Source organism: Gymnodinialimonas ceratoperidinii (assembly GCF_019297855.1).
Classification (GTDB): Bacteria; Pseudomonadota; Alphaproteobacteria; order Rhodobacterales; family Rhodobacteraceae; genus Gymnodinialimonas; species Gymnodinialimonas ceratoperidinii.
In genome coordinates this window covers 1,353,766-1,378,814 of sequence record NZ_CP079194.1, presented here as the reverse complement: position 1 = coordinate 1,378,814, position 25,049 = coordinate 1,353,766, and the positions used below count along the sequence as shown (strand labels likewise).

The 25,049-nt window shown below is 65.6% G+C and carries 21 protein-coding genes; 12 read left to right on the top strand and 9 right to left on the bottom strand.

What is annotated here, in order from left to right; genetic code table 11:
* The first annotated feature begins 56 nt into the window (after positions 1-56).
* Positions 57-1,700, top strand: coding sequence for a CTP synthase (gene pyrG, locus KYE46_RS06730; RefSeq protein ID WP_219004360.1), 1,644 nt, complete (start codon positions 57-59; stop codon positions 1,698-1,700).
* Positions 1,701-1,891: 191 nt separating this feature from the next.
* Positions 1,892-2,482 carry a porin family protein gene (locus KYE46_RS06725; RefSeq protein WP_219004358.1) on the top strand — a complete coding sequence of 197 codons (591 nt, stop codon included), beginning with the start codon at positions 1,892-1,894 and terminating at the stop codon, positions 2,480-2,482.
* 70 nt (positions 2,483-2,552) lie between these two features.
* Here KYE46_RS06725 and KYE46_RS06720 read toward each other — a convergent pair whose 3' ends face one another.
* Both KYE46_RS06720 and KYE46_RS06715 read right to left on the bottom strand, forming a co-directional pair.
* Complete coding sequence (locus KYE46_RS06720; RefSeq protein WP_219004356.1) at positions 2,553-3,755, bottom strand: DegT/DnrJ/EryC1/StrS family aminotransferase; 1,203 nt, start codon at positions 3,753-3,755, stop codon at positions 2,553-2,555.
* A 57-nt stretch (positions 3,756-3,812) separates the two neighbouring features.
* Positions 3,813-4,478, bottom strand: coding sequence for an HAD hydrolase-like protein (locus KYE46_RS06715; protein WP_219004355.1), 666 nt, complete (start codon positions 4,476-4,478; stop codon positions 3,813-3,815).
* Between the two features lie 125 nt (positions 4,479-4,603).
* On the opposite strand from KYE46_RS06715, the gene glmU reads away from it, so the two are divergent.
* The 9 genes from glmU (at position 4,604) to KYE46_RS06670 (ending at position 12,850) form a co-directional block, all read left to right on the top strand.
* Positions 4,604-5,968: a bifunctional UDP-N-acetylglucosamine diphosphorylase/glucosamine-1-phosphate N-acetyltransferase GlmU gene (gene glmU / locus KYE46_RS06710; protein WP_219004354.1), complete on the top strand. Its 1,365-nt coding sequence runs from the start codon at positions 4,604-4,606 to the stop codon at positions 5,966-5,968.
* Positions 5,969-5,971: 3 nt separating this feature from the next.
* On the top strand, positions 5,972-7,780 hold the full coding sequence (glmS, locus tag KYE46_RS06705; protein WP_219004353.1) for a glutamine--fructose-6-phosphate transaminase (isomerizing): 1,809 nt from the start codon (positions 5,972-5,974) through the stop codon (positions 7,778-7,780).
* Positions 7,777-8,370, top strand: coding sequence for a GNAT family N-acetyltransferase (locus KYE46_RS06700; protein ID WP_219004352.1), 594 nt, complete (start codon positions 7,777-7,779; stop codon positions 8,368-8,370). The genes glmS and KYE46_RS06700 overlap by 4 nt, the downstream gene beginning before the upstream one ends.
* The gene (locus tag KYE46_RS06695; protein WP_247716937.1) at positions 8,367-9,062 is read left to right on the top strand and encodes a DNA alkylation repair protein; all 696 of its coding nucleotides are present in this window, start codon (positions 8,367-8,369) and stop codon (positions 9,060-9,062) included. Before KYE46_RS06700 ends, KYE46_RS06695 begins: the two co-directional genes overlap by 4 nt.
* 232 nt (positions 9,063-9,294) lie before the next feature.
* The gene (locus KYE46_RS06690; protein ID WP_219004351.1) at positions 9,295-10,533 is read left to right on the top strand and encodes an aspartate kinase; all 1,239 of its coding nucleotides are present in this window, start codon (positions 9,295-9,297) and stop codon (positions 10,531-10,533) included.
* A gap of 278 nt (positions 10,534-10,811) precedes the next feature.
* A complete protein-coding gene (locus KYE46_RS06685; RefSeq protein ID WP_219004350.1) occupies positions 10,812-11,255 on the top strand; it encodes a hypothetical protein in 444 nt (147 codons plus the stop codon).
* Between the two features lie 2 nt (positions 11,256-11,257).
* A complete protein-coding gene (locus tag KYE46_RS06680; protein WP_219004349.1) occupies positions 11,258-11,842 on the top strand; it encodes a hypothetical protein in 585 nt (194 codons plus the stop codon).
* On the top strand, positions 11,839-12,390 hold the full coding sequence (locus KYE46_RS06675; protein ID WP_219004347.1) for an SCO family protein: 552 nt from the start codon (positions 11,839-11,841) through the stop codon (positions 12,388-12,390). Before KYE46_RS06680 ends, KYE46_RS06675 begins: the two co-directional genes overlap by 4 nt.
* A 1-nt stretch (position 12,391) precedes the next feature.
* A complete protein-coding gene (locus KYE46_RS06670) occupies positions 12,392-12,850 on the top strand; it encodes a rhodanese-like domain-containing protein (RefSeq protein ID WP_219004345.1) in 459 nt (152 codons plus the stop codon).
* 4 nt (positions 12,851-12,854) lie between these two features.
* Here KYE46_RS06670 and mdoH read toward each other — a convergent pair whose 3' ends face one another.
* From mdoH to KYE46_RS06640, 6 genes are all read right to left on the bottom strand, one after another.
* On the bottom strand, positions 12,855-14,720 hold the full coding sequence (gene mdoH, locus KYE46_RS06665) for a glucans biosynthesis glucosyltransferase MdoH (protein WP_219004343.1): 1,866 nt from the start codon (positions 14,718-14,720) through the stop codon (positions 12,855-12,857).
* On the bottom strand, positions 14,717-16,258 hold the full coding sequence (locus KYE46_RS06660) for an OpgD/OpgG family glucan biosynthesis protein (protein WP_219004341.1): 1,542 nt from the start codon (positions 16,256-16,258) through the stop codon (positions 14,717-14,719). The genes mdoH and KYE46_RS06660 overlap by 4 nt, the downstream gene beginning before the upstream one ends.
* Entirely contained in the window at positions 16,255-17,553 is a 1,299-nt protein-coding gene (locus tag KYE46_RS06655) for an OpgC family protein (RefSeq protein WP_247716936.1), read from the bottom strand. Before KYE46_RS06655 ends, KYE46_RS06660 begins: the two co-directional genes overlap by 4 nt.
* Before the next feature lie 11 nt (positions 17,554-17,564).
* Complete coding sequence (locus KYE46_RS06650; protein ID WP_219004339.1) at positions 17,565-18,932, bottom strand: tetratricopeptide repeat protein; 1,368 nt, start codon at positions 18,930-18,932, stop codon at positions 17,565-17,567.
* A 202-nt stretch (positions 18,933-19,134) separates the two neighbouring features.
* On the bottom strand, positions 19,135-20,364 hold the full coding sequence (locus KYE46_RS06645) for a CaiB/BaiF CoA transferase family protein (RefSeq protein ID WP_219004337.1): 1,230 nt from the start codon (positions 20,362-20,364) through the stop codon (positions 19,135-19,137).
* Complete coding sequence (locus KYE46_RS06640; protein ID WP_219004335.1) at positions 20,351-21,964, bottom strand: thiamine pyrophosphate-binding protein; 1,614 nt, start codon at positions 21,962-21,964, stop codon at positions 20,351-20,353. Before KYE46_RS06640 ends, KYE46_RS06645 begins: the two co-directional genes overlap by 14 nt.
* A 238-nt stretch (positions 21,965-22,202) precedes the next feature.
* On the opposite strand from KYE46_RS06640, the gene ptsP reads away from it, so the two are divergent.
* On the top strand, positions 22,203-24,446 hold the full coding sequence (ptsP, locus tag KYE46_RS06635; protein WP_219004333.1) for a phosphoenolpyruvate--protein phosphotransferase: 2,244 nt from the start codon (positions 22,203-22,205) through the stop codon (positions 24,444-24,446).
* Here ptsP and KYE46_RS06630 read toward each other — a convergent pair.
* Positions 24,430-25,038 (bottom strand): LysE/ArgO family amino acid transporter, encoded by a 609-nt coding sequence (locus tag KYE46_RS06630; protein WP_219004332.1) that lies wholly within the window; start codon positions 25,036-25,038, stop codon positions 24,430-24,432. The two genes, ptsP and KYE46_RS06630, sit on opposite strands and share 17 nt — an antisense overlap.
* Positions 25,039-25,049: the final 11 nt, after the last annotated feature.

The following is a 25,049-nucleotide window of genomic DNA, read 5'->3' as shown; positions in this document are numbered from 1 at the left end:
GCAACGATGGGCCGGCCGAAGTCGCCCGCACCATCCGCACGGGGGACTGAACAAGCATGGCGCGTTTTATTTTCATCACCGGGGGTGTGGTCTCTTCGCTTGGCAAGGGTCTGGCATCGGCGGCACTGGGCGCATTGCTTCAGGCGCGGGGCTTCTCGGTACGGTTGCGCAAGCTTGACCCCTACCTGAACGTCGATCCGGGCACGATGTCGCCGTTCGAACATGGTGAGGTCTTCGTGACCGACGATGGCGCCGAGACGGACCTCGACCTCGGCCATTACGAGCGCTTCACCGGCGTGCCGGCGTCCAAGACCGATTCCATCTCTTCCGGGCGAATCTACACCAACGTGCTGGAGAAAGAGCGGCGCGGTGACTACCTCGGCAAGACGATCCAGGTGATCCCCCATGTCACCAATGAAATCAAAGACTTCATCAATATCGGTGAAGACGACGTAGACTTCATGCTCTGCGAGATCGGCGGGACGGTCGGCGATATCGAGGGCCTCCCCTTCTTCGAGGCGATCCGCCAGTTCAGCCAGGACAAGGCGCGCGGACAGTGCATCTTCATGCATCTCACGCTGCTGCCCTACATCAAGGCCTCGGGCGAGCTGAAGACCAAGCCGACGCAGCACTCGGTCAAGGAACTCCGCTCCATCGGCCTCGCGCCCGATATTCTCGTGTGTCGCTCCGAGGGTCCGATCCCCGAGAAAGAGCGCGAGAAACTGGCGCTTTTCTGTAACGTGCGCCCCGATTCCGTGATCGCGGCACAGGACCTCAGCTCGATCTATACCGCACCGCTGGCCTACCACCGCGAGGGGCTGGATCAGGCTGTTCTGGACGCCTTCGGCATCAGCCCTGCCCCCAAGCCGGACCTCAGCGTCTGGGAGGACGTGGCCGATCGCATTAACAATCCTGAAGGGGAAGTTAAGGTCGCGATCGTCGGTAAATACACGCAGCTTGAGGACGCCTATAAGTCCATCGCCGAGGCGCTGACCCATGGTGGCATGGCGAACCGCGTGAAGGTCAGCGTCGAGTGGGTGGATGCCGAAATCTTCGAGCGTGAGGACCCGGCGCCGCATCTCGAAGGCTTCCACGCGATCCTTGTGCCTGGTGGCTTCGGCGAGCGCGGCACCGAGGGGAAGATCAAGGCGGCCGAGTTCGCCCGGACACGGAAAATCCCCTACCTCGGCATTTGTCTCGGCATGCAGATGGCGGTTATCGAAGCCGCCCGGAATCTCGCTCATCTGGGTGATGCAGGCTCCGAGGAATTCGATCACGAAGCTGGTAAAAAGCGTTTCACGCCCGTGGTTTATCACCTGAAGGAATGGGTTCAAGGCAACCACAAGGTGGAGCGCAAGGTTGGTGACGACAAGGGCGGCACCATGCGCCTTGGCGCCTATGACGCCGTGCTGAAAGAGGGCTCGCGCGTGGCGCAGGCCTACGGCACGACAGCGATCGAGGAACGCCACCGTCACCGCTACGAGGTCGATATCCAGTACCGTGAGGCGCTGGAAAAAGAAGGGCTGATCTTCTCCGGCATGTCCCCCGACGGCGCCTTGCCGGAGATCGTCGAGGTGAAGGATCACCCGTGGTTCATCGGCGTGCAATTTCATCCCGAGTTGAAGTCGAAACCCTTCGCGCCGCACCCGCTATTCCGTGACTTCGTGCGGGCGGCCAAAGACAATTCGCGTCTGGTCTGAGGGCCGATTTTTCGCTCTCCGTTAACGTTGTCTCAACACGTCGCGTGCATAGTGACGTGAATGTGCCACAGGTCGCCTGAAACGCGCCGCACACGGTGGCGTGCCTTTTCCGGGGGCGGGCGGCGCGCTATATGTTACTCAACAGCGGATTCGAGCGCCGCCAACCCAATATGGTCTCAGAAGGACACATTATGCGTCTCACCATTTCTGCAATCGCCCTCACCGCCGCCGTATCGGCGACTGGCGCCATGGCCCAGGATGCCAGCCAGTGGACGGGTTTCTATGCAGGTTTCGCGACCAACATCATCTCGCCCGAGTTCGATAACTCGACGGCACCGACCCCGCTTCAGGAAGGCACCAGCTTCGGCGCCTACGGCGGTTACAACTACGCGGTCGGCGACAACTTCGTCGTCGGTGCAGAGGTTGGCTACAGCGGTCCTGTCGCTTTCCAGACGACCAACACGACGCCGGATTTCGAGTTCGACAACGTCCTGAATGCCCGCGTCCGGGGCGGCTATGCCCTTGGAAACGCGCTGGTTTACGGCTCTCTCGGCTACCAGATGGTGAACTATTCCGCCGCAACCGGCGTCTCGTCGGAAGGCTCCGCCGATGGCCTCGTTTACGGTATCGGTCTGGAAATGCTGCTGAACGAACAAGTCTCGGTGCGGATGGACTACACCTCCACCCATATGAACCCCGACGCCGGCACGATCGATGGCGGCTCCTCTGGCGAGCAGATCGACGCCAACGCCGTAGGTCTGGGTGTCGCGCTACACTTCTGAGGCGCCAAGACATCAGACAATCGAAAGCCCGCATCGAAAGACGCGGGCTTTTTTGTTTCTATTCGATGCTTCAGGCGGCGGTGCGGATCGACAGCACCTCGTCGCGGATGATCTCGGCGATGATCGCGGCGTCCTCGGTCGAGAAGGTCAGCGGCAGCCGCATGTCCAAGAGCCCCGTCAGGATGCGATCCGTCTCGGGCAGGCTCTGCGCCGGCGCATAGCGCCAACTGTCATAGCGAGAGGTGAAGGCCGAGGGTTCCGGTGCGCCGAACCATTTCAACTCAACCCCGCGCGCCTTGCAGCCCGCGACCACGGCTTCGATATTGGCCGCGGAGATGCCGGGCAGAAGCACTTGGATGGAGGAGCCGACGATGCTTTCTTTCTCTGGCCTTTCAATGACTTGCAGGCCGGGCGTATTGCGCAGCCCCTCCTCCACCGTCCGGTAAAGCGCGTTCCATCTGGCGACCTGCGCCGGCAGATCGGCCAGTTGCGGCCGCAGGATCGCGGCGCGCAGATTGTCCATCCGGCCGGAGACATTGGGCGTAACGTATTTGATCTCGGCAAAGACCTCGGGCGGCGGCGCGGCGCGGTGCCGCTCGAAAAGCATGTAGGAGCCCGAGAGCATGGTCGCGCGCGCCATCATCTCGGCATCGTCGGTGACAAGCAGCCCCCCCTCGCCCGAGTTGATGTGCTTGTAGGTCTGCGTCGAATAACACCCGAACAGCCCGTGGCGTCCCGAGGGCACGCCGTTCCAGGCGCCACCCATCGTGTGGGCGCAATCCTCGATCACAATGACACCTGCCGAGTCACAGATTTCCATCAAGCGATCCATGTCGCAAAGGTGACCCCGCATGTGGCTCAGGAGCAGCACTTTGGCACGCGAAGTGTCTATTTTCGCGGACAAATCTTCGAGGTCTATGGTCAGCGCCTCGGTCACTTCGACGAAGACTGGAACGGCGTTCACGGCAGCGATTGCGCCGGGCACGGGGGCAAGGGTGAAGCCGTTGGTCAGCACCTCGTCGCCGGGAGCCACGCCCACCGCGCGCAGGGCGGCGCCCATGGCGTAGCCGCCTGACGCCACGGCGAGACAGTATTTCGCGCCCACGAGATCCGCGAAATCCTGTTCCAGCTTGGCGACCTCGCCATCATCGCCGGGAGCGGTGTTGTAGCGGTGCAGACGGCCCGACCGCATGACCGCGACAGCCGCCTCAATCGCGGCCTCGGGGATCGGTTCTTGCTGCGTGAAATTGCCGGTAAAGATTGTTTTGCTCATGGCGCCAAGATCAGACGCTCGCCCGTCCGCGTCAATGGGCCAAACGCGCGAGGGCGATCAGGCCAGAACCTCCGCGATTACCCGCTCCAGATCATCGTAATGGTCCAGTAACCCTTCGGGGTTAAGGTCTTCGACGGCGCGCCCCGTGGGGCCGAAGGTCACCAGAATGCACGGAATGCCCGCCGCCGCTGCCGTCTTGCGGTCGGTGATGGTGTCGCCCACCAGCACCGCGTTGTCGCGGCTTCCGCCGAGGCGCGTGATGGTTTCCAACAGGGGCTCGGCGAAGGGCTTGCGGGTGGAAAGCGTGTCAGCGCCGATCAGCGCGGGAAAATGCTCGGTCAGCCCCAGTCGCGCGATCAACTCAACCGCGAGACCCTCGGGTTTGTTGGTGCAAATGCCCACCAGATCACCGCGCGCGCGGAGCCGGTCCACCGCCGCCACGGCCCCGTCATAGAGCGTCGTATGCACGTTGATGTCGCGGCCATAGGCATCGAGCAGCGCCTGATAGCCCGCGTCGGCCAGCGCCTCGCCATCGGCGTGACCCATGCGTTCGGCCGCCAGCCGCAGCATCGCGCGGCCGCCTGCGAAGGCGGTGGCATCGTCCGAGCCCATGACCAGTTGCGGCGGGTGCCCCATCTCGGCCAGCGCCGCGTTGGCCGAGGCGATCAGGTCGCCCGCCGTGTCCGCCAGCGTGCCGTCGAGATCGAAAACCACTGTTCGCATCATTGCTTCCTCGGCACTTTTCCGCCCATGCCTATTACAGCTTGTCGGCCAAATTGAACGCATCGGGGCTATGCCCCGCATCGTTGCAGGGTTAATAGGCTGCAAACGCGAAGGAAAGACGTTTCATGCAGGCCACACACCGCCCCCTAGCCCTCATCGTCCTTGCGGCTGGCGCCGGGACACGGATGAATTCCGATCTGCCCAAGCCGCTGCATCCCCTGGGGAACGCGCCCATCGTGGCCCATACGATCGCCGCCGGCGGCGCGTTGGAGCCCGCGCGGCTGATCGTGGTGACGGGTCATGGCGCGGAACAGGTCGAGCAGGCGCTGGCCGAGATCGCCCCCGAAGCCGTGACGGTCCGGCAATCGCCGCAACTGGGCACCGGCCACGCGGTCCTGCAGGCGGCGGAGGCGCTGGCGGATTTCGACGGCGACGCCATGGTGCTCTACGGCGACAGCCCTTTCTTCACGCCCGAGACGTTGCAGGCCATGCGCATCGCGCGCAGCGCCCATGACGTGGTGATGTTGGGCTTCCACCCCGCCGATCCGGGCCGCTACGGGCGGCTGGTGATGCAGGACGACAAGCTGCAGCGGATCGTCGAATACAAGGACGCCACCGAGGCGGAACGGGCGATCACCTTCTGCAACTCCGGCGTGCTCTGCGCCGATGCCGCGACGCTGATGGGGCTGCTGTCCAAGGTCACCAACGACAATGCGGCGGGGGAATATTACCTGACCGACATCCCGGAACTCGGCATTGCCGAAGGGCTTTCGGCCACCGCCATCGCCTGCGATGAGGCCGAGACAATCGGCATCAACTCCCGCGCCGAGCTGGCCCGCGCCGAGGCGCAGTTCCAGTCGCAACGCCGCGCGGAGCTGATCGAGGCGGGGGTGACGATGCAGGCTCCGGACACCGTGCATTTCGCGCTCGACACCCATATCGGCCGCGACGCGGTGATCGAGCCTTATGTCGTCTTCGGCCCCGATGTGACGGTCGAATCCGGCGCGCAGATCCGCGCGTTCTCGCACCTCGAGGGTTGTCACGTCTCCTCTGGTGCCGTGGTCGGCCCCTATGCGCGCCTGCGCCCCGGCGCCGAGATCGGCAACGACGCGAAGATCGGCAACTTCGTCGAGGTGAAGGCCGCCGAGATTGCCGAGGGCGCGAAGGTCAACCACCTCAGCTACATCGGCGACGCCACGGTGGGCGCGCGCGCCAATGTCGGCGCCGGCACCGTCACCTGCAACTACGACGGCGTGATGAAGCATCGCACCGAGATCGGGGCGGATGCCTTCATCGGCTCCGACACCATGCTTGTCGCGCCCGTCAAAGTCGGCGACCGGGCCATGACCGCCAGCGGATCGACCATCACCGAGGACGTGCCCGAGGCCGCGCTGGCCATCAGCCGCGCCAAACAGGTCACCAAGCCCGGCCTCGCCGTCAAGCTGCGCGACCGCCTGAAGGCCATCAAGGCCGCGAAGACAAAGGATTAACCCATGTGTGGTATCGTCGGCGTCCTGGGCAACCACGAGGTTGCCCCGATCCTGGTCGAGGCGCTCAAGCGTCTGGAATATCGCGGCTATGACAGCGCCGGGATCGCCACCGTGCGTGACGGCGTGCTGGACCGGCGCCGCGCTGTCGGCAAGCTGGTGAACCTCTCCGACGCGCTGGTCCATGATCCGCTGTCGGGAAAATCCGGCATCGGCCATACCCGTTGGGCGACCCATGGCGGCCCCTCGGTCGCCAATGCCCATCCCCATCAGGCGGGCCGCGTGGCGGTGGTGCACAACGGCATCATCGAGAATTTCAAGGAACTGCGCGACAAGCTCCCGCATCGTGAATTCGTCAGCGAGACCGACACCGAAACCGTCGCCCAACTCTGCGAGGATTTCCTCGATCAGGGCATGTCCCCCCGCGACGCGGCGGTGGAGACCCTGCGCCACCTCGACGGCGCCTATGCGCTGGCCTTCCTATTCGAGGGCGAGGAGGACCTGATCGTCGCCGCGCGCATGGGCTCTCCGCTGGCCATTGGGCACGGCGAGGGCGAGATGTTCGTGGGCTCCGACGCCATCGCGCTCGGGCCGATGACCAATCGCATCACCTATCTGGAAGAGGGCGACCACGCCTTCGTCACCCGCGCCGGGGTGGAGATCCGCGACGCCGCGGGCCAGCTCGCCGATCGCGAGATGCAGACCGTCCCCGCCCAGTCGATGCAGCTCGACAAGGGCGGCCACCGGCACTTCATGGCGAAGGAGATCTTCGAGCAGCCCGTGGTGCTCTCCGACTGCCTCGGCCACTACGCAGAGAGCGAGACGGCGCGGCTTTCGGAGCAGCTTGATTTCACCTGCACCGACCGGATGATCTTCGTCGCCTGCGGCACCGCCTATTACGCCTGCGCGGTGGCGAAATACTGGTTCGAGCAGATCGCCGGCATTCCCTGCGACGTCGATATCGCTTCGGAATTCCGCTACCGCCAGCCGCCCGTCTCCGACCGCTCCGTCGCGCTCTTCGTCAGCCAATCGGGCGAGACCGCCGACACCCTCGCCGCCCTGCGCTACGTGAAGGACAGGGTCGCCCGCGTGGTCTCGGTGGTGAATGTCGCAGGCTCCTCCATCGCGCGCGAATCCGATTTGGCACTGCCGATCCTGGCGGGCGTCGAGGTCGGCGTCGCCTCCACCAAGGCCTTCATGAACCAGCTCGGCGCGCTGGCGAACCTCGCCATCCTCGCCGGCCGCCAGCGCGGCCACATCGACGAGGCGCGCGCTGCCGAGCTGCACGAGACCCTCCGCGGCATGCCCGGCCTGATCAACCAAGCGCTGGCGCTGGAAAGCAAGATCGCGGCCCAGACCGCCGAATTGTCAGAGGCCGCCTCGGTCCTTTTCCTCGGCCGCGGCGCGATGTTCCCGCTGGCGCTGGAAGGCGCGCTGAAACTGAAGGAAATCAGCTACATCCACGCCGAAGGCTATGCCAGTGGTGAGTTGAAGCACGGCCCCATCGCGTTGATCGACAAATCGGTCCCGGTGATCGTTTTCGCCCCCAAGGACGCGCTGTTCGAGAAGACGATTTCCAACATGCAGGAAGTCATGGCACGCGACGGCAAGGTCTGGCTGGTGACCGACGCCGAGGGCGCCGCGCAGGCCGGAGAGGGCACCTGGTCGACCCTTGTGATGCCCAAGGTCGACCCGATCCTCGCGCCGATGCTCTACGCCGTGGCGGCGCAGCTGATCGCCTACCACACGGCACTGCACAAGGGCACCGACGTGGACCAGCCGCGCAACCTCGCCAAGTCGGTCACGGTGGAATGACGCTAGGCCCCGCCGATCTGACGCTCACCGGGCAGCACGTCAGCCTCGTGCCGCTCGATCCCGCGCATTGCGACGCGCTGGCCGAGGCGAGCGAGGCGGGGCGGCTGCATGAGCTCTGGTACACCGCCGTGCCCTCTGCCGCCGACATGGGCGCCGAGATGGAGCGCCGCCTCGCGCTCCGGGACGCGGGCCGGATAATCCCCTTCACACAGCTCGACGCCCAAGGCACGCCCGTCGGCATGACCACCTATATGAACATCGACCACGACACCCCGAGGGTCGAGATCGGCTCCACCTGGATCACCCCCGCGGCCCAACGCGGCCCCCTCAACACCGAGGCCAAGCGCCTTTTGCTCACCCATGCCTTCGAGGTCTGGGGCTGCCTCGCCGTCGAGTTCCGCACCCACCGCCTGAACCAGCAAAGCCGCCGCGCGATCGAACGCCTCGGCGCGCAGCTTGACGGCATCCTGCGCGCCCACATGCGCAGCCCCGACGGCACGATCCGCGACACCGCCGTCTACTCCGTCACCGCCGCCGATTGGCCCGTGACCCGCACCCACCTCGACTGGTTGATCGCGAGGCCCCGATGAGCACGCCGATCACCCCTGAAGAGGCCCTCGCCGCCCTCCAAGCCCACGCCGACCCGGAAAAAGCCGCCGCCATGGCCGCCTACCACAAGGCCGCCCGCTCCTACCTCGGCCTCTCCAACGAGATCACCGGCGCGCTGGCGACCGAGTGGCGCAAGGCCTCTCCCGATCACGCCCACCTCACCGCGCTCGCGCAAGGTCTCTGGGAGAGTGACATCTTCGAGGCCCGCATCGCGGCCGGAAAGCTCTTCATCCAGGCCCGCATGCGCCCCGACGATCATCTCGCTTGGGAATGGATCAACCAGACCGTGCCCCAGTTCGATTCCTGGGCCATCGCCGATGCTGTCGCGCAAGGCGGGCAGAAACGCCTCGTCCAGCATCCCACGCGCCTCGACACGCTCGAAGGCTGGACCAACGCCGAGCACCTCTGGACTCGCCGCGCCGCCTTCACCTTCACCCTGCCCTTCGTCAAATCCCGCCACCCCTCCGCCGTCGAACAGGCCGCCCGCGCCCGCGTCCTCGACTGGGCCGCGCGCCTTGCCGATGACCACGCATGGTTCATCCAGAAGGCCATCGCCTGGTGGCTGCGCGATCTCTCGAAACACGCGCCCGACACCACCCGCGCCTGGCTCGACACCCACGGAGACCGCCTCAAACCCTTCGCCTTCAAGGAAGCCGCCCGCCACCTGCCCTGACCCGCAACGCTCCCTTCATCTTGGCAAATACAATTCCGGGGGAGGCCGCGCGCCCCGCGCGGTCGGGGGCAGAGCCCCCTTTTTCCGCACCCGGCCGCCTCCTTAGGCACCGCAGCGTGAGAACCCCTTCCGGCTCCCGCGCCCGAAGGCCGCGCCCCCGGTCTCCCGGCACCACTTGCCCCCAGCCTGTCGCGGGGGTAAGCCCGTCCGCGATTGAACAACGGGACCTGATATGCCCCTTCTGGTTATGAAATTCGGCGGCACCTCCGTCGCCACCCTCGATCGCATCCGCCGCGCCGCCAAGCGCGTGGGGCGCGAAGTTGCCAACGGCTATGACGTGATCGTCATCGTCTCGGCCATGTCCGGCGAGACCAACAAGCTGGTGGGCTATGTCGAGGAAACGGGGCAATTCTACGACGCGCGCGAATACGACGCCGTCGTCTCCTCGGGTGAAAACGTGACCGCGGGCCTGATGGCGCTGACCCTGCAGGAAATGGACGTGCCCGCGCGCTCCTGGCAAGGCTGGCAGGTGCCGCTTCTGACAACCGACGCTCATGCCTCTGCCCGGATCGAAGAGATCCCGACCACCAATTTGAACACCAAGTTCGACGAGGGCATGCGCGTCGCCGTGGTCGCAGGCTTCCAGGGAATCTCGCCCGAGGGTCGGATCACTACGCTCGGACGCGGTGGCTCGGACACCACCGCCGTGGCCTTCGCCGCCGCCTTCGGCGCCGAGCGGTGCGACATCTACACTGACGTCGACGGCGTCTACACAACCGATCCGCGCATCACCACCAAGGCCCGCAAGCTCGACCGCATCGCGTTCGAGGAGATGCTGGAGCTGGCCTCTCTCGGGGCCAAGGTCCTGCAAACCCGCTCGGTCGAACTGGCCATGCGCTACAATGTACGCCTGCGCGTCCTGTCATCGTTTGAGGAGCCGTCCGACGACGCCGGCACCCTCGTCTGCCCGGAGGAAGAAATCATGGAATCCAACGTTGTAGCCGGTGTCGCCTATTCCCGCGATGAAGCGAAGATGACGCTGCAAAGCGTCGAGGACCGCCCCGGCATCGCCGCCGCGATCTTCGGCCCGCTGTCGCAAGCGGGCGTCAACGTCGACATGATCGTCCAGAACATCTCGGACGGCGGCATCACCGACATGACCTTCTCCTGCCCCGTGGGCGAGGTCGCGCGCGCGGAAAAGGCCATGGCGGACGCCAAGGACGCGGGCGACATCAACTTCGCCTCCCTGATCGCCGACACCGATGTGGCGAAGGTCTCCATCGTCGGCATCGGCATGCGGTCCCACGCGGGCGTGGCGGCGAAGATGTTCCAGACGCTCCGCGACGAGGGCGTGAACATCAAGGTGATCACCACCTCCGAGATCAAGGTCTCGGTGCTGATCGACCGCAAGTACATGGAACTTGCCGTGCAGGCGTTGCACGACGCCTTTGAGCTCGAGAAAGCGGCCTGAACGGCGCGTTCGTTCGGGTTTCCTGTCGGCGTGCTTCCTGCGTGCTGAGGGCCTTGTCGGGGGCGCTGCCCCCCGGCGCTCTTCAGGAAGAGCGCCTCCCCCCGCCGTATTTGTGAAAAGATGAAGTCAGGCTGGAGTGTCCGGCGCTTTCGAGCTGCGCGACGGGCGGTGCAAATTCGCCGGTTCACGGAGGCTCGCGCGGGGCGCTCTAAAATGTGACCTCGGTTGCGCGTCAGGACTGTTAGGCTGCTTGCAGGGATGCAAGGGGAGCCTGACACATGCAACGTTTGTTGACAGCGGCGGCCGTTCTGGCCGCCGGACCGGTTTGGGCCGAGGGGGAGGCCGTCACCCTCCGGGGTGAGATCATCGATACCTGGTGCTACTTCTCGGGCGTCATGGGCGGGCCGGATGCAGTGCGCGGCACGGCGCACCACACCTGTGCGATCTGGTGTTCGGCCGGGGGGATCCCCGTGGGTCTGCTCGGAGAAGACGGCACCGTTTACATGATACTTGCGATTGCCGGAGACGATCAAAGCGCTTCCGGACAGCGGCAGCTTGAGTTGGCGTCCCACGAGGTCACCGTCGAAGGCAACCTCTTCGCGCGTGACGGGTTGAATTACCTCGTGGTGGAGGCGGTGCTTGAAGATCACGGGATTACGAACATCAACCACGATGATTTCGGCGCGGTTCCGGGCTTCGCGATCCCGAACCCGGAGGGTTAATGATGAATATTCCGTTCAAACATCTCGGCTTGTTCGTTGCGCTGTCATCAGTCGGCGTGCCCGTCTCGGCGCAGGAGGGCCCGTTCTCGGCCGGGTCCGAGGCGCGATCCTGGAACCTCGCGTGGGAAGAACCCGCTCGGTTCGAGGCCACCGTCGTCGACCTGCTCTGCGAGGTGGCAGGCGATTGCGGCAATGCCTGCACCGACGGACGCCAGGTGGGCTTGCTGCGCAGCCTCGACGGGGTGCTGACCTATCCCAACAAGAACAACCAGGGCATTTTTACCGGAGCGGCCGTCGATCTGGCGCCCTTCTGTGGCGAGTTGGTGGAGGTCGACGGGCTGCTGATCGAGGATGAATACGTGGGCGCGACCAACGTCTATCTCGTCCAGATGATCCGTCGGGTGGGTGAGGATGACTGGACCACCGCAGACGGATGGACCGACGCCTGGGCCGAGGCTTTCCCGGAGGCGGCAGCGCAGGAGGGCCGCTGGTATCGCAATGACCCTCGGATCCTGGCGCTGATCGAGGCGGATGGCTACCTCGGCACCGGGGAAACCTGGCAAGAGGCCTGGGAGGCCACCCGATGATCCGCCTTGTGCTGGTTCTGGCCCTCGCCACCGGCACGGCCACGGCCCAGAGCCTGACCGACAATCTCGGCGGCGCCTTCACGCTGATCGATCAGACCGGCGCCGAGCGCACGCAGGCAGACCCGGAAAATTGGCATCAGCTGGTGTTCTTTGGCTATGCGAACTGTCAGGAAATCTGCTCAGCCGCGCTGCCCCTCATGGCCTCGACCGTGGAGGAGGTCCGCGCCCGCGGCGGCGCGCTGCGTCCGGTCATGATCACTGTGGACCCGACACGCGACACCCCCGAGGCCATGGCCCGCGCCTTGCCTGTCTTTCACCCGGACTTCGTCGGCCTGACGGGCAGCGAGGCCGCTTTGCAGGAGGCGTACGATGGCTATTCCGTCGAGTTCGAGGAGCTCTTCATTGACCCGTTTCATGGCACCGTCTTCTCTCACGGCTCGTTCATTTACCTGCTTGATGGCGCGGGAGAGGTGCTGACCCTGCTGCCGCCCGTCCTCGGGCCCGAGATGATGGCCGAGATCGTGACCGGCTACATGGAGGCCAGCTAGGATGGACCGCCGCAGGGTGCTGATCGGGGGTGGTGCCGTGGCGCTGGTGGGCGCGATCTTCGCGGCAACCGAGGGGCGCAATCTCTATTACACGGCTTTGTCCGAGACGGTTTCGGAACAGATCGACGTGGCAACTGCTCATGAGTTGGCCACCCGTGGCGAGATCCTGTTGGTGGATATCCGGCGCCCTGATGAATGGGCCGCCACGGGCAGCCCGGCGTCGGCGCGAAGGCTCGACATGCGGCGGGACGATTTCACTCAAGCCTTGCTGGAGCTGACCGAGGGCGCGCGGGACGTGCCCATTGCGCTGATCTGCATGCGCGGCGTGCGGTCGTCGCGCCTGACAAATCGCCTGACAGAGGCGGGGTTCACGCAGGTCATCGATGTGCCGGAGGGTATGCTCGGCTCGGGCGCCGGTCCGGGGTGGATCAACGAAGGCCTGCCGATCACGCGCGGCTAGGGTATTATTCAGCGGCGTCAGGCACTTGGTTCAGCACGTCCCGCAGGGTCGCGCGGTGCGCCATGGCCGCGCGGATGATCGCCGGTGCGGCGTAGACCTCAGGCGTGCCAAGCGCGCGCTCGGTGGCGCGGAAGCGGGTCAGCCGCAGGCCCGAGAGAGCCGAGAGCGGTACGGCGAAGGCCAGTGAAATCGCGATGGGCAAGAGCCAGATCGAGACGATGCCCGCCCCCATACCGGCCAGTAATCCGATTCCCGCGACGCTCTCCAACCAATGGAACCGGACCATCGTCCAGAACCCGTGACGCCCGCCCCGTCGCGCCTGTGCGCCCCACTCGACACGAATGCCGAGCAGCGACTTCACCACTGCCACCGTTTGTTGCACCATCAGGATCGGCGCGTAGAGGATCGACAGGAACAACTCGGTCACGAAGGATGCCAGAAAGCGCCAGACCCCTCCTAGGTCCGCAATTCGCAGACCGATCCCGCCCAATGCCGCCGCGCCCAAGGCCTTGGGGGCAAGCAACATCGCGTACATGAACACCAGAAGCGCGGTGGCGTGGATGGCCGTCATTTCCGGCCATTGCACCTGCGGGTTCACGCCGGCGAAATAGCGGATCACGTTTTGCTCCGCGCCGGTGCCGATCAGCGCCCAGACCGTCAGCAGGGCGAACCATGCGGGGCTCAGCAGGTAGCTGACGGCGCCGTGCAGCAGGTGGAAGCGGCTGACACCGTGAAACCCCTTTGCCGCCAACAGCTTGAGGTGTTGCAGGTTCCCCTGACACCAGCGCTGATCGCGGATCACGTAGTCGATCAGCGTTGCCGGGACCTCCTCGTAGCTGCCCTTGATGCGCGGCGAAAAACGCACGCCCCATCCCGCGCGCCGCAATAGGCCGGCCTCGACGAAATCATGGGAGAGGATCATCGCGCCCTTGCCCGAGAAGGTCCGCACGCGGGGCAATCCGGCGCAGGCCGCAAAGGCGGCGGTCCGGATGATCGCGTTATGGCCCCAGTAATTCCCTTCGCGGTCGCTCCAGGTTGCCAGCCCCTCCGCCAGCACCGCGCCGTAGATGGCGGAGGCGAATTGCTGCACCCGCGCGAAGACGGTCTCGGCGCCGTAGAGTTGCGGGAAGGTCTGGATCAGGCCGGCGGACGGATCGCGAGCCAGCTCGTCAGTCAGCGCGACGATGGCATCGCCCGACATCAGGCTATCGGCGTCGAGCACCATCATCGCGCCATATCCGCCCCCCCAACGCTCCACCCATTCGGCGATGTTGCCGACCTTGCGATCCACGTTGTCACTGCGGCGGCGGTAATGGATCGGGAGCCGTGTGCGCAGGCAGGCAAAGGCGCGGAGCTCCTGTTCGGCGATCCGCGCGTCGCGCGTGTCGGACAGGATGAAGAGCGTGAAGCGGTGCGGTGTTGGATGCCTCTCCAGCGCCTCCACCATCGCGCAGGCGTTGCCGAAAACGTCCCACGGGACCTCGTTGTAGCAGGGCACGAGCAGCGCGACATCAAGCGCGGGACCCGCGCTAACCGATGCCGTCTCGCGGGTCAGCAGCATCCGCACGATTCCGACCGTCACCGTAGCGACGGAGAGTGATATCCAGAAAAAAGTGATGGCGATCAGGGCGATGAGAGCCGTCTCGAAGCCCGTCAGGCCGCCCATCGCGAACCAGTCGGTAAAGGCTGCAACCAGTGCGAAGGTCGTCGCGAAGGCGGGCAGGAACGTGGCCAACCGCCAGCGCCACGCGCGGCTTCGGGACAGGCCCGGCGCGCTGGCGTCACGGTAATCGGCGCGCAGGTTCTGGATCGGGCGCCGCAGAGGCATCTCCGGCGGCATATTGGGCTCTGCGCGCAGGATGTTGGTCATGGAGACCACCGGTAAAGCCAGACCTCCGTGGCAGGTTCCCCCTCACGCAGCAACTGCGCGCGCAACTCCATCGAGGGGTGCGCCTCCGGGTCCGGCGAGAACGTCAGGCGCAGGCCATTCGTGCGCGGATTGCGCTCCAGCACGCCATCCGACACCACGCCGCGATTGGCCCGGATCACCGACGTATAGGCCTCCGGTTCATCCGCCAGCGCCGGGTGGTCCGCGAAATCGATCGACACGAGCGTGCGCGAGCGGTCCCAATTGCCGCCGATCGCGGTGTTGAGTACCGGGGCGACGTCACGCGGACGCGGCGGCTCGGCGCTCCACTCCATATCGTAGCTGTAGCGATAGACCTCTCCCGCGCGTAAACCCGCGCGGGGTCGCCAGTAGGCGACGATATTGTCGTAAACCTCCAGTTCAGAAGGGATTTCCACCAGCTGAACAGAACCTTCTCCCCAGCTTTCCCCCGGCGTTATCCACAGGGACGGGCGGCGGTCGTAGCGCGCCTCGAAGTCCTCGAAATCGGACAGGTCCCGGGCGCGCTGCATCAGGCCGAAGCCGCGAGGGCTGTCGTCCACGAAAGAGGAGACCTCAAGCTGGGCAGGGTTCTTCAACGGCCGAAAGAGCAGCTCTCCCGCGCCGTTGTGGATCATCAGCCCATCGCTGTCATGCACCGCCGGACGAAAGTCATCGTGGCCCGCCCGGTTGGTCTGATCGAACAGGAACATCGAGGTGAGCGGGGCAAAGCCCACATGGGCGAGATCGACGCGCGGAAACAGCGTGACCTCCACCGACATCCGCGTCGCCGCGCCCGGCGTGATGCGGAAGGTGAAGACGCCAGTGCAGCTTTCGCCATCGAGCAGCGCGTGGACCACTTGCACCGTGTCCCCCGGCGCCGGCGCCTCGAGCCAGAAGCGCGTGAACTCGGGAAATTCCTCTCCCTCGGGTGCTGCGGTGTTGATCGTGAGACCCCGTGCCGACAGCCCGTAAGTCATCCCTGCCCCGATCGCCCGAAAATAGCTCGCGCCCTGGAAGACTGCGAATTCCGTATAGATCTCGGGGTGTTCCAGCTCGCCCCGCAACCGCAGGCCGGTATATCCCATGGTGTCATCCACCGGCAGGTCGGGAAAGCCGTCCGTGCGATCGAAGAGCGACATGTCGAAGGCGAGGGTTTGCGCCTCTCCGTTTTCGACGACGTTTACCTCGACGGGCCGCGGGAAATAGAGGCCGGGGTGGAAGAAATCGACCTTGAAGGGCCGGTCCTCGTCGCTCCAGAGGCTGCGCTGAGGGTTGAACCACATCATCCGGTATTCGTCGTAGCTGAGGTCACGCCAGGCCTCGGGCACCTCCGGCATCGGCGTGTAGGGCGCTTGTGACAGCCGTTGCGCCTCGGCTTCCAGCCACGCGCGGTCGAACCGATGAGCCGAGCCCGCACGCACCATCGGCATCGCCATCGCGGGCGCGGCCATAGCGGCGCCGAGAAGCGCCAGCGACGCGCGTCGTGACAGTCCCGCTGCTTGCTCGCGCCCTCCCGTCATCGCCGCACCCGCCAGGGTTGCGTCTTTACCCAACCCACGCCGTAGGCCACGGCGACCAGCAGCGCCACGCCGAGAAGGTTCACGAAGACCGTGTGCCACGCGGCATCGCGCCCCCATTGGTCGAGCCAGAAGCCGTTCAACCGCGCGAGGATCATCGAGAAGACGAAGACCGCAAGGCTCTGCTGCCCGATCTTCATCAAGGTTCGCACCAGCCTGTCCCACACCCGCGCAGTCAGGCTGGAGCCCTTTGCGATCAGGTGTTTACCCTGCTCGCCCACCATGACCCAAGCCAGATAGGCGAGCGACAGGAACTGGACATAGCGCAACACACCGAAGTCGGTTTTGGTGATCCAGATCCGGTTCGCGACGCGCCAATCGATTACCGGGTTGCCTTCGAAGGCGAGACCCAACCACTCCCGGTTCACCGCCCGCACCCCGATGTTGGAGAGCGGAATGTTTGCCAGAACGACAACGGCTGCAGCCGCGATCAACCACTTGTTCACCGGCGGCTTGGGCAGCCAGCCCATCATCAGCGCAAAGCCCGTGAAGAAGACCAGTTGCCAGCCGAACGGGTTGAAGAACCACTGCCGATCGCTCCACGGCTCGGCCGGCAGTGACAGTGCCAGATGCGCCACGCCGAGGGCTTCCAGAAGTTGCGTCTGGGCGAAGAGCCATACCGTCAGCACCACTGCCCCGGTCAGCCAGAGGCTCACCCGGCTGAGCGCCATGACAAGGGGCATCATCGCCAGAATCACGAGGTACATCGGCAGGATGTCGAAATAATTCGGCACGTAGGTCAGGGTCAGCAGCCCCAGCATTTGATCCATCGTCGAGGATGCCAGCACCTCGCCGCGCGTGATCCCGTTGAAGAACGGATAGAGGTTCAGCTGTCCCACGTAATCACGCTCGAACGGCCCGAAGGCGTTGAGCGCCACCATCAGCGCGGCGATGGCGAAGAACATGCCGATATGCGCCCAGTAGACCTGCCAACAGCGAAAGCCGACCCGCGCGGCGCCCAATCCCCATCCGGCCCTCTCGAAGGTCCGCCCGAAGGCAATGGCCGAGGCCATGCCGGAGCAGAAGACGAACATCTCCGTCGCGTCCGAAAAGCCCCAGCGCGCGGGGATCCACGAGGTGAAGAAATTGCCCGGCGTATGGGCGAAAAGGATGATGATCATGGCGATGCCACGGAAGAAATCCAGCCGCGGATCGCGGGTCGTCGCGGACGCAGCCGCAGGGGCGGGGGCGGACCGGGGAGAGACGAAATCGGTGGTGGATGACGTAACCAGAGACAAGACCGCGCGTCCTATCGAGCCGATGCGGCGGCCGCGGCAGCGGTTGCCGTGGCAATCATTTCGCGCCGGGTGGCCGCATATGTATCATCGCGGCCCGCGCGCCGCTGGGTGCGCGCATCAAGGATCTCGAGGGCACCGTCCATGGCACCGGCGCGGATGCCTGCGTCGATCGTCAGCCGCTCGAAGACGTCGCGCTGGGCATGTGAGCCGCCGGCCAACTGAATGTGCCGCCGCGCCGTCCTGAGCCCGCGAAACGCGGCGCTGTAGTTGCCCTCGCCGAAAGCCTCCAACCCTTGCGCCGCCGCGATGCCGGGGGCCGCCATGCGCAGCTCCGCCTCGGTCTCGGCCCGCGCGCCGTCGGCGGCGATGCGCCCCACCAGACGGTCCACCGCCTCCGAACGGCGCCCGCCGATCAGCGCGAGAAGATAGTGGAGATCTGCGAAGACGAGCTGCCCGTCTTCCGCGCGCGCCGCAGATGTATCTGCCAGCTCGTCCCACCGGTCGCCCACGTCCACGCCCTCCAACTCCAACCGCATCAGGAGCGAGGTCGCATTGGCGATATCACGGTAGTCGTCGGTCTTGTCCGCGCGGATCAGTCGGTCGTAGAGGTCGAGCACCTCCTCCGTCTGCCGGAGATCGAGATGCAGCAGCGCCTTGTGCCACCACACGTGGTAGCGAAAATTATTACAGTTCTCCCACGCCGCCTCGCGTCCCGTGAGCCAGCCCAAACCACCTTCCGATGCGCCCGTCATGTCATAGACATGGGCCACCGCGTGCAGCCCCCAAGCGTCGTCGGGGGCGACTTCCAGAGCCGCGCGGCCCGCCGTGGCGGCGCGCGCATAGTCGCCGGTTTCTTCCAGCGCGAAAGCGTGACAGCCCATCAGATAGCCGCGCCCGGGGTGGTCGAGACCATAGGCAGACATCACCGCTTCGACCGAGCGGCGCATTCCCTGTGCATCGCCCAACACGAAGCGGACCGCGTGGGCAAGTTTCATCGCGAGCGCATCTTCCGGCGATTTCGTTAAAATATCGTCAAGGATCGCGACCGCTTTCGACGGATACCCTGCGAGCCAGATCTCCAGGGCGGCCACGAAGGCCGTCTCGCGCTCGGATACCGGCCGTTCCCGGATCGAGGTCTTCGCGGCCTCCAAGGCCTCGCGCGCCGTGGGCAGCAACTCGCCCCGCCCGAGCAATATCATGAACAAGCCCTTTACGGCGTGCCCGAGGGCAAAGGCCGAGTCCGCGGTCAGCGTCTCTGCCAACCGGTCCGGGGTTGCGGCGCCATGGGCGAGAAACGCCATCTGCGTGCCATTCCAAGCCTCAACCCCTGCCGCCGTCGCGATGGTGATGGGTTGGCCGAAACAGTCAATCTGCGCCATGCCGTGTCCGATCCTGCTGGTGTCCCTGTCTCGGGGTAGCCGAACGGCGGCCCTGCGCGAAGGTACTTTGCAGTCATATGACGGACATGTGAGAGGCAGCGAGGAGCCTGTGAGGGTCGCCGACGCGGCGCGCAATCGAGTGTCAAACCCGTCCCGAAGAACGCGAAAACTCATCCAAACTCAAGACCTTACAAGACGACCTTCACCCTTCCGGCGCGGCGCGCTTGCCTTCCAGCCATTCCAGAACCGCCTGGGTGTCCTCTCCCAGATGCGGCGGCGGGCGGCGGTAGGTGACGGGCGTTGCGGAAAACTTCAGCGGATTGCCGATCAACTCCACCGCGCCGCGGTCGATCCCCTCTTTCGCCATGTCGATCCGCATCTCGCGCGCTTTCGCCTGGTCCGAGGCGAAGGCCTGCTCGACCGTGTTGACCGGCCCGACGGGCACCTTGCGCGCTTCAAGCCCTGCCACGATCTCGGCCTGACTGTGCTCCGTCATCAGCGCTTCCAACATCGGGATCAGCACCTCTCGGTTCACCACGCGCGCCGAGTTGGTGGCGAAACGCGGATCGTCGGCGAGGTCCGGGCGACCGAGGAAGTCGCAGAAGCGTGTGTATTGCAGGTCGTTGCCTACCGCGACGAGCACGAAGCCGTCGGCGCAGGCGAATGTCTGATACGGCACGATCGTCGCGTGCTGGTGGCCCCGGCGCGGACGCGGTTTGCCAGTGGTCAGATGAGCCACGCCTTCGTTGATCATCCACGCCAGCGACGCATCCACGAGCGAGAGGTCCACGTGCTGCCCCTCCCCGGTTTGGTCGCGGTGCCGCAGCGCCGCGAGGATGCCGACGCTGGCATACATGCCGGTCATCACGTCGGCGATGCCCACGGCGACTTTCACCGGCGCGCCGTCCGCCTCCCCGGTCAGGGACATGATGCCGGAATAGCCCTGCGCCATCAGGTCATAGCCCGGCTTCTCCCGGTTCGGCCCGGTGTGCCCGAAGCCTGAGATCGAGCAATAGATAAGCTGTTGGTACGTCGCGAGCACGGTGCGGTGATCGAGCCCGTATTTCTCCAACCCGCCGGGTTTGAAATTCTCGATCAGGATATCCGCCCGCGCCGCGATCTGTTGGATCGTCTCCTGCCCCTCGGGTGTCGCGATGTCCACGGCGACCGAGAGCTTGTTGCGGTTGGCGCACATGAAATAGCTCGACAGATCCGTGGCCTCGCCGTCCTCGCCCAAGGCAAAGGGCGGCCCCCAGGTTCGCGTATCATCGCCCCGCTCCGGGTGCTCGATCTTGATGATCGTGGCGCCGAGATCTCCCAGAACCTGCGTGCAGGTCGGCCCCGCCAGAATGCGCGAGAGGTCGAGCACCACCACCCCGTCGAGGGGCCCCTTGCCGGCGCTTGCTGCCTGCGATTGCTCAGATGCGGTCATCATATCCTCCTCGGTCGATTTCAGCGGCGATGACGGTGAAAGTGTCTGCCTGCAAGGCCGCCTCGATGGCCGCGCGCAATTCCGCCCGGTTGCGCACCTGCGTGCCCGCCCCGCCCATGGCCCGCGCCATGGCTGCCACGTCGTGTCGAGCCGGGTAATCCACCGCCGCGTTCTTCAGCTGGCGCTGCCGCTGCTTCAACTCGATGAGCGAAAGGGAGGCGTCCACCAGCACGATGATGATCGGTTTCAAACCCATGTCGGCGGCCGTCGTCAACTCTCCGGCAACCATGAGGAAACCGCCATCGCCGGCAAAGCCGACGGCCGGACTGTCCGGGTCCGCCAGCGCCAACCCCATGGCCATCGGCACGGCGCAGCCCATGGTGCAAAGCCCGGTCGACTGGATCAAGGTGCGCGGCATCGGGCACTGCCACATCTGGCTCAACAGGATCCGGTGCGCGCCGCTGTCCACGGCCACGCGCGTGTTGGCGGGCAGCGCGGCGCGGGCTCCAGCGATCACCCCCGCGGGACCCCAGGCGTCATCCTGCGGGAAGGCACGCCCCAGCGCCGCCTTGGTGGCGCCCGGTTCGCCATCGGCCCAAACCTCGCGCGGGCGGGCCGCCGTGAGCGCGCCGATGCCCGCGCCGATGTCGCAGGTGAAGCTCAAGCCCGCCTGATGCATGTAGTGCCGGTTCGGAACGGCTTGAATGTCGATGACCCGCTGCTTTGCCGGATCCCAGACCTCACGCCAGCCGGGCCGCATCTCGATCGGATCATAGCCTAGGCACAGGATTAGGTCCGCCTGCCGCACCAGCGGCAGCAGGTGGATATCGGCCAGCGGAGACAACCCCGCCCCGCCCATGGCCAGCGGGTGATCCTCGGGCAGCACGCCCTTGGCCTTGTATGTCGTGATCACCGGAATGCCGCGCGCCTCTGCGAAGGCCCGCAACGCCGCCGCGGCATCATCGGCCAGCACGTCGAGCCCCGCGATGATCACCGGCCGCGCGGCCTCTTCCAACCACGTGACGGCGCGCGCCAGATCGCTCCCGAAGGGCGCTACCTTCGCCGCTTCCGCCCGCCGCCGCCCCTTCTGCGCGCAGGGCGCATCCGCGACCGAGATCGGCACATCGATCAACACCGGCCCGGCGCGGCGCTCGGTTGCGATGGCCACCGCCTTGTCGGCAATCGTGTCGGCCTCGGCGGCGGTCAGGGTGAAGGTGGCCTTGGTCACAGGCTCCAGCACCGCGCGGTGGTCGAGCACCTGATGGGTGTAGGTCAGCGCCTCGTCGGGATCGAGGCAGCCGGTCAGCACCACCATCGGCACCCGGTCCTGCTCCGCATTGGCCACGACATTGACCGCGTTCAGCAAACCCGGTCCCACCGTGGCCAGCAGGATCACCGGCGCGCCGTCCACGTGATGCACGCCTTCGCCAATAAAGCCGCCCGCATTCTCGTGTTTCACCAGATGGACCGCGATCCCCGCCTTCTCCAGCGCGTCGACCAGCGTCAGCACCTCGCCGCCGGGCATTCCGAAAGCATGCCGGCACCCGGCCTCGTACAATCGCGCCGCTACCGCGTCCGCTGCCCGCATCTCTACCGCCATCGCGTTGCCCCCCGTGTTGCCTCACCCGGCCCTACACCGATTTTCGCAGGTGCTCCACACCCTTGCGGGCCAGCGCCCCCGCCCCGCTTCACCTTTTCTAAAATACGGAAGTAACCGCTCTTCTCCCACGGGGCTTGCGCGGTTATCGCAAACAATGCCCACAGCAGCATTGCCGAACAAACCCTGCACGCGCTACATCTTGTGGGTGGGCGGCAGCACGCTGCCAATGCGGGGACGAATGACGCAAGACTCAGAAACAGAAAGTCGCAAGCTCCTGTCGCGTTTGCAGGCCGTCATGGCCGAGGCCGCCGAGGGGCAGGAGCGTCTTGACCGGATCACCCATCTGATCGCCGATTCCATGGGCACGGAGGTCTGTTCCATCTACCTCCTGCGCGATTCCGAGACGTTGGAGCTTTGCGCCACCCAAGGTCTCTCCGCCGAGGCCGTCCACGTTACCCGGATGCGCATCGGCGAGGGTCTCGTGGGCCGCGTCGCAAGGCGCGCGCGCCCGATCAATACCGCCAACGCCCCGGCCGAGCGTGGTTTTCGCTACATGGCCGAAACCGGGGAAGAGGCCTATTCCTCCTTCCTCGGCGTGCCGATCCAGCGGTTGGGAGAGCGTCTGGGCGTTCTCGTCGTGCAATCCAAGGACGAGCGCGAATACTCCGAGGATGAGGTCTACGCCGTCGAAGTCGTGGCCATGGTGCTGGCTGAAATGACCGAGCTTGGTGCCTTCGTCGGTGAAGGTGCTGCGCTTTCGGCGCGACATACCAACCAGGTCATGTTCAAGGGCGGCACGGCGCAGGAAGGCGCGGCAATGGGCCATGTCTGGCTGCACGAGCCGCGCGTGGTGGTGACCAACCCGGTGGCCGACGATCCCGATGTCGAGAAGCAGCGCCTGAACGAGGCGGTCGAGAAACTGCGGACCGATATCGACCAGATGCTGACCGATGTCGGCAAGGGAGACAAGGATCAGGCCGAGGTTCTGGAAGCCTATCGCATGTTTGCCCGCTCGCGCGGCTGGATGCGGCGGATGGAAGAGGATATCGAGCGCGGCCTCTCCGCCGAGGCTGCCGTCGAGAAGGAGCAATCTTCGGCCCGCGCGCGGCTGGAAACGGTTCCAGACGCCTACCTGCGCGAGCGGTTGCACGATCTCGACGATCTCTCCAACCGCCTGCTGCGGCAATTGACCGGACAGGGCAATGACACCGGCGCCGAGATGCCCCACGATCCGGTTCTCGTGGCCCGCAACATCGGCCCCGGCGAACTTCTGGATTACGGCCGCAGCCTGCGCGGCGTGGTGCTGGAGGAAGGCTCCGTCGGCTCCCACGCCGCGATCGTGGCCCGCGCGCTGGCGATCCCGCTGGTGATCCATGCGCGGCGCATCACCACCGAGGCGTTGAACGGCGACCCGATCCTCGTCGACGGCGACCAAGGCATCGTCCACCTGCGCCCCGAGGATACCGTCGCTTCCGCCTTCCGCGACAAGCTGGCGATGCAGGCCGAGGCGCAGGAGCGCTACGCCTCGATCCGCGACAAGCCCGCCACCTCGCTCTGCGGCACCACCGTGTCGTTGCAGATGAACGCGGGCCTGATGGCCGACCTGCCCTCCCTGCCCTCCTCGGGCGCCGAGGGTGTGGGCCTTTTCCGCACCGAGTTGCAGTTCCTCACCCGCGCCCGGGTGCCGCGCCGGGGCGAGCTGGCGCAGCTCTACGCCAAGGTGATGGATGCGGCGGGCGACAAGAAAGTAGTCTTCCGGACCCTCGACATCGGCTCCGACAAGGTGCTGCCCTACATGAAGCCCCAGGACGAGCCGAACCCCGCACTCGGCTGGCGCGCGATCCGCGTGGGCCTCGACAAACCCGGCGTCATGCGGATGCAGCTGCAGGCGCTGATCCGCGCCGCCAACGGCCGTCCGCTCTCGGTCATGTTCCCCTTCATCGCGCAATTCGACGAATTCACCGCCGCGCGCGATCACCTGATGCGCGAGATGGACCGCGAGGCCTCGCTCGGCCACGTCCTGCCCTGCAAGCTCGAGGTCGGTGCGATGCTGGAGACGCCTTCGTTGGCCTTCGCCCCGCATCAGTTCTTCGAAATGGCGGATTTCATCTCCATCGGCGGCAACGATCTGAAGCAGTTCTTCTTCGCCGCCGACCGCGAGAATGAACGGGTGCGCCGGCGCTACGACACGCTCAACGTGTCGTTCCTTACCTTTCTGGAGCAGATCGTGCACCGTTGCTCAGAAGCTGACACGTCGCTGAGCTTCTGCGGCGAGGATGCCGGTCGTCCAGTGGAGGCGGTCTGTTTCGCCGCCATGGGCCTTCGCAACCTCTCGATGCGGCCCGCTTCCATCGGCCCGGTGAAGTCGCTTCTGCGACGGGTGGACCTGCGCGAGGCCCGCTCGGTCATCACCGAGGCGCGCGGCTCCGGCGCGCAATCGGTGCGCGGCGCGGTGATGGACTGGCTCAAGCGCCAGAACTGAGCAGCAGTTTCGCGGCAATCGCCCACATGAGCGCGCCCACGAAGATGTCGAGCACGATCCACGCCCGGCGCGTGGCGAAGACCGGCGCAAGCAGCCGCGCGCCGAAGCCGAGGCTCACGAAGAAGGTGAAAGAGGCCAGCACGGCACCGAGCCAGAAGGTCAGCTTCGCATCGGGATATTGCGCCGAGACCGAGCCGACCAGCACCACCGTGTCGAGGTACATATGCGGATTGAGCCAGGTCACGGCGATGCAGGTCAGTGCCGCCGTCTGCCAGCTCTGGACAACCTCGCCCGCTGCCTTCAACGCACCCGATCCGGTCCATGCGGAATGGAATGACTTGGCGCCATAGAAGATCAGGAAGGCCGCCCCGCCATAGAGGAGCGCGTCGCCCAACCACGCGGCCTCGGACGTCATCCAGCCGATGCTGAAGACCCCGACCCCGATCAGCAAGGCGTCGGTCAAAGCGCAGATCGTCACGACCAAAGCCACATGCTGGCGCTGCAGGCCTTGCCGCAGAACGAAAGCGTTCTGCGCACCAATGGCAAGGATCAGCGAGATGCTGACACCAAATCCGACCAGAAAAGCGTTCATGAGGGAGCTCC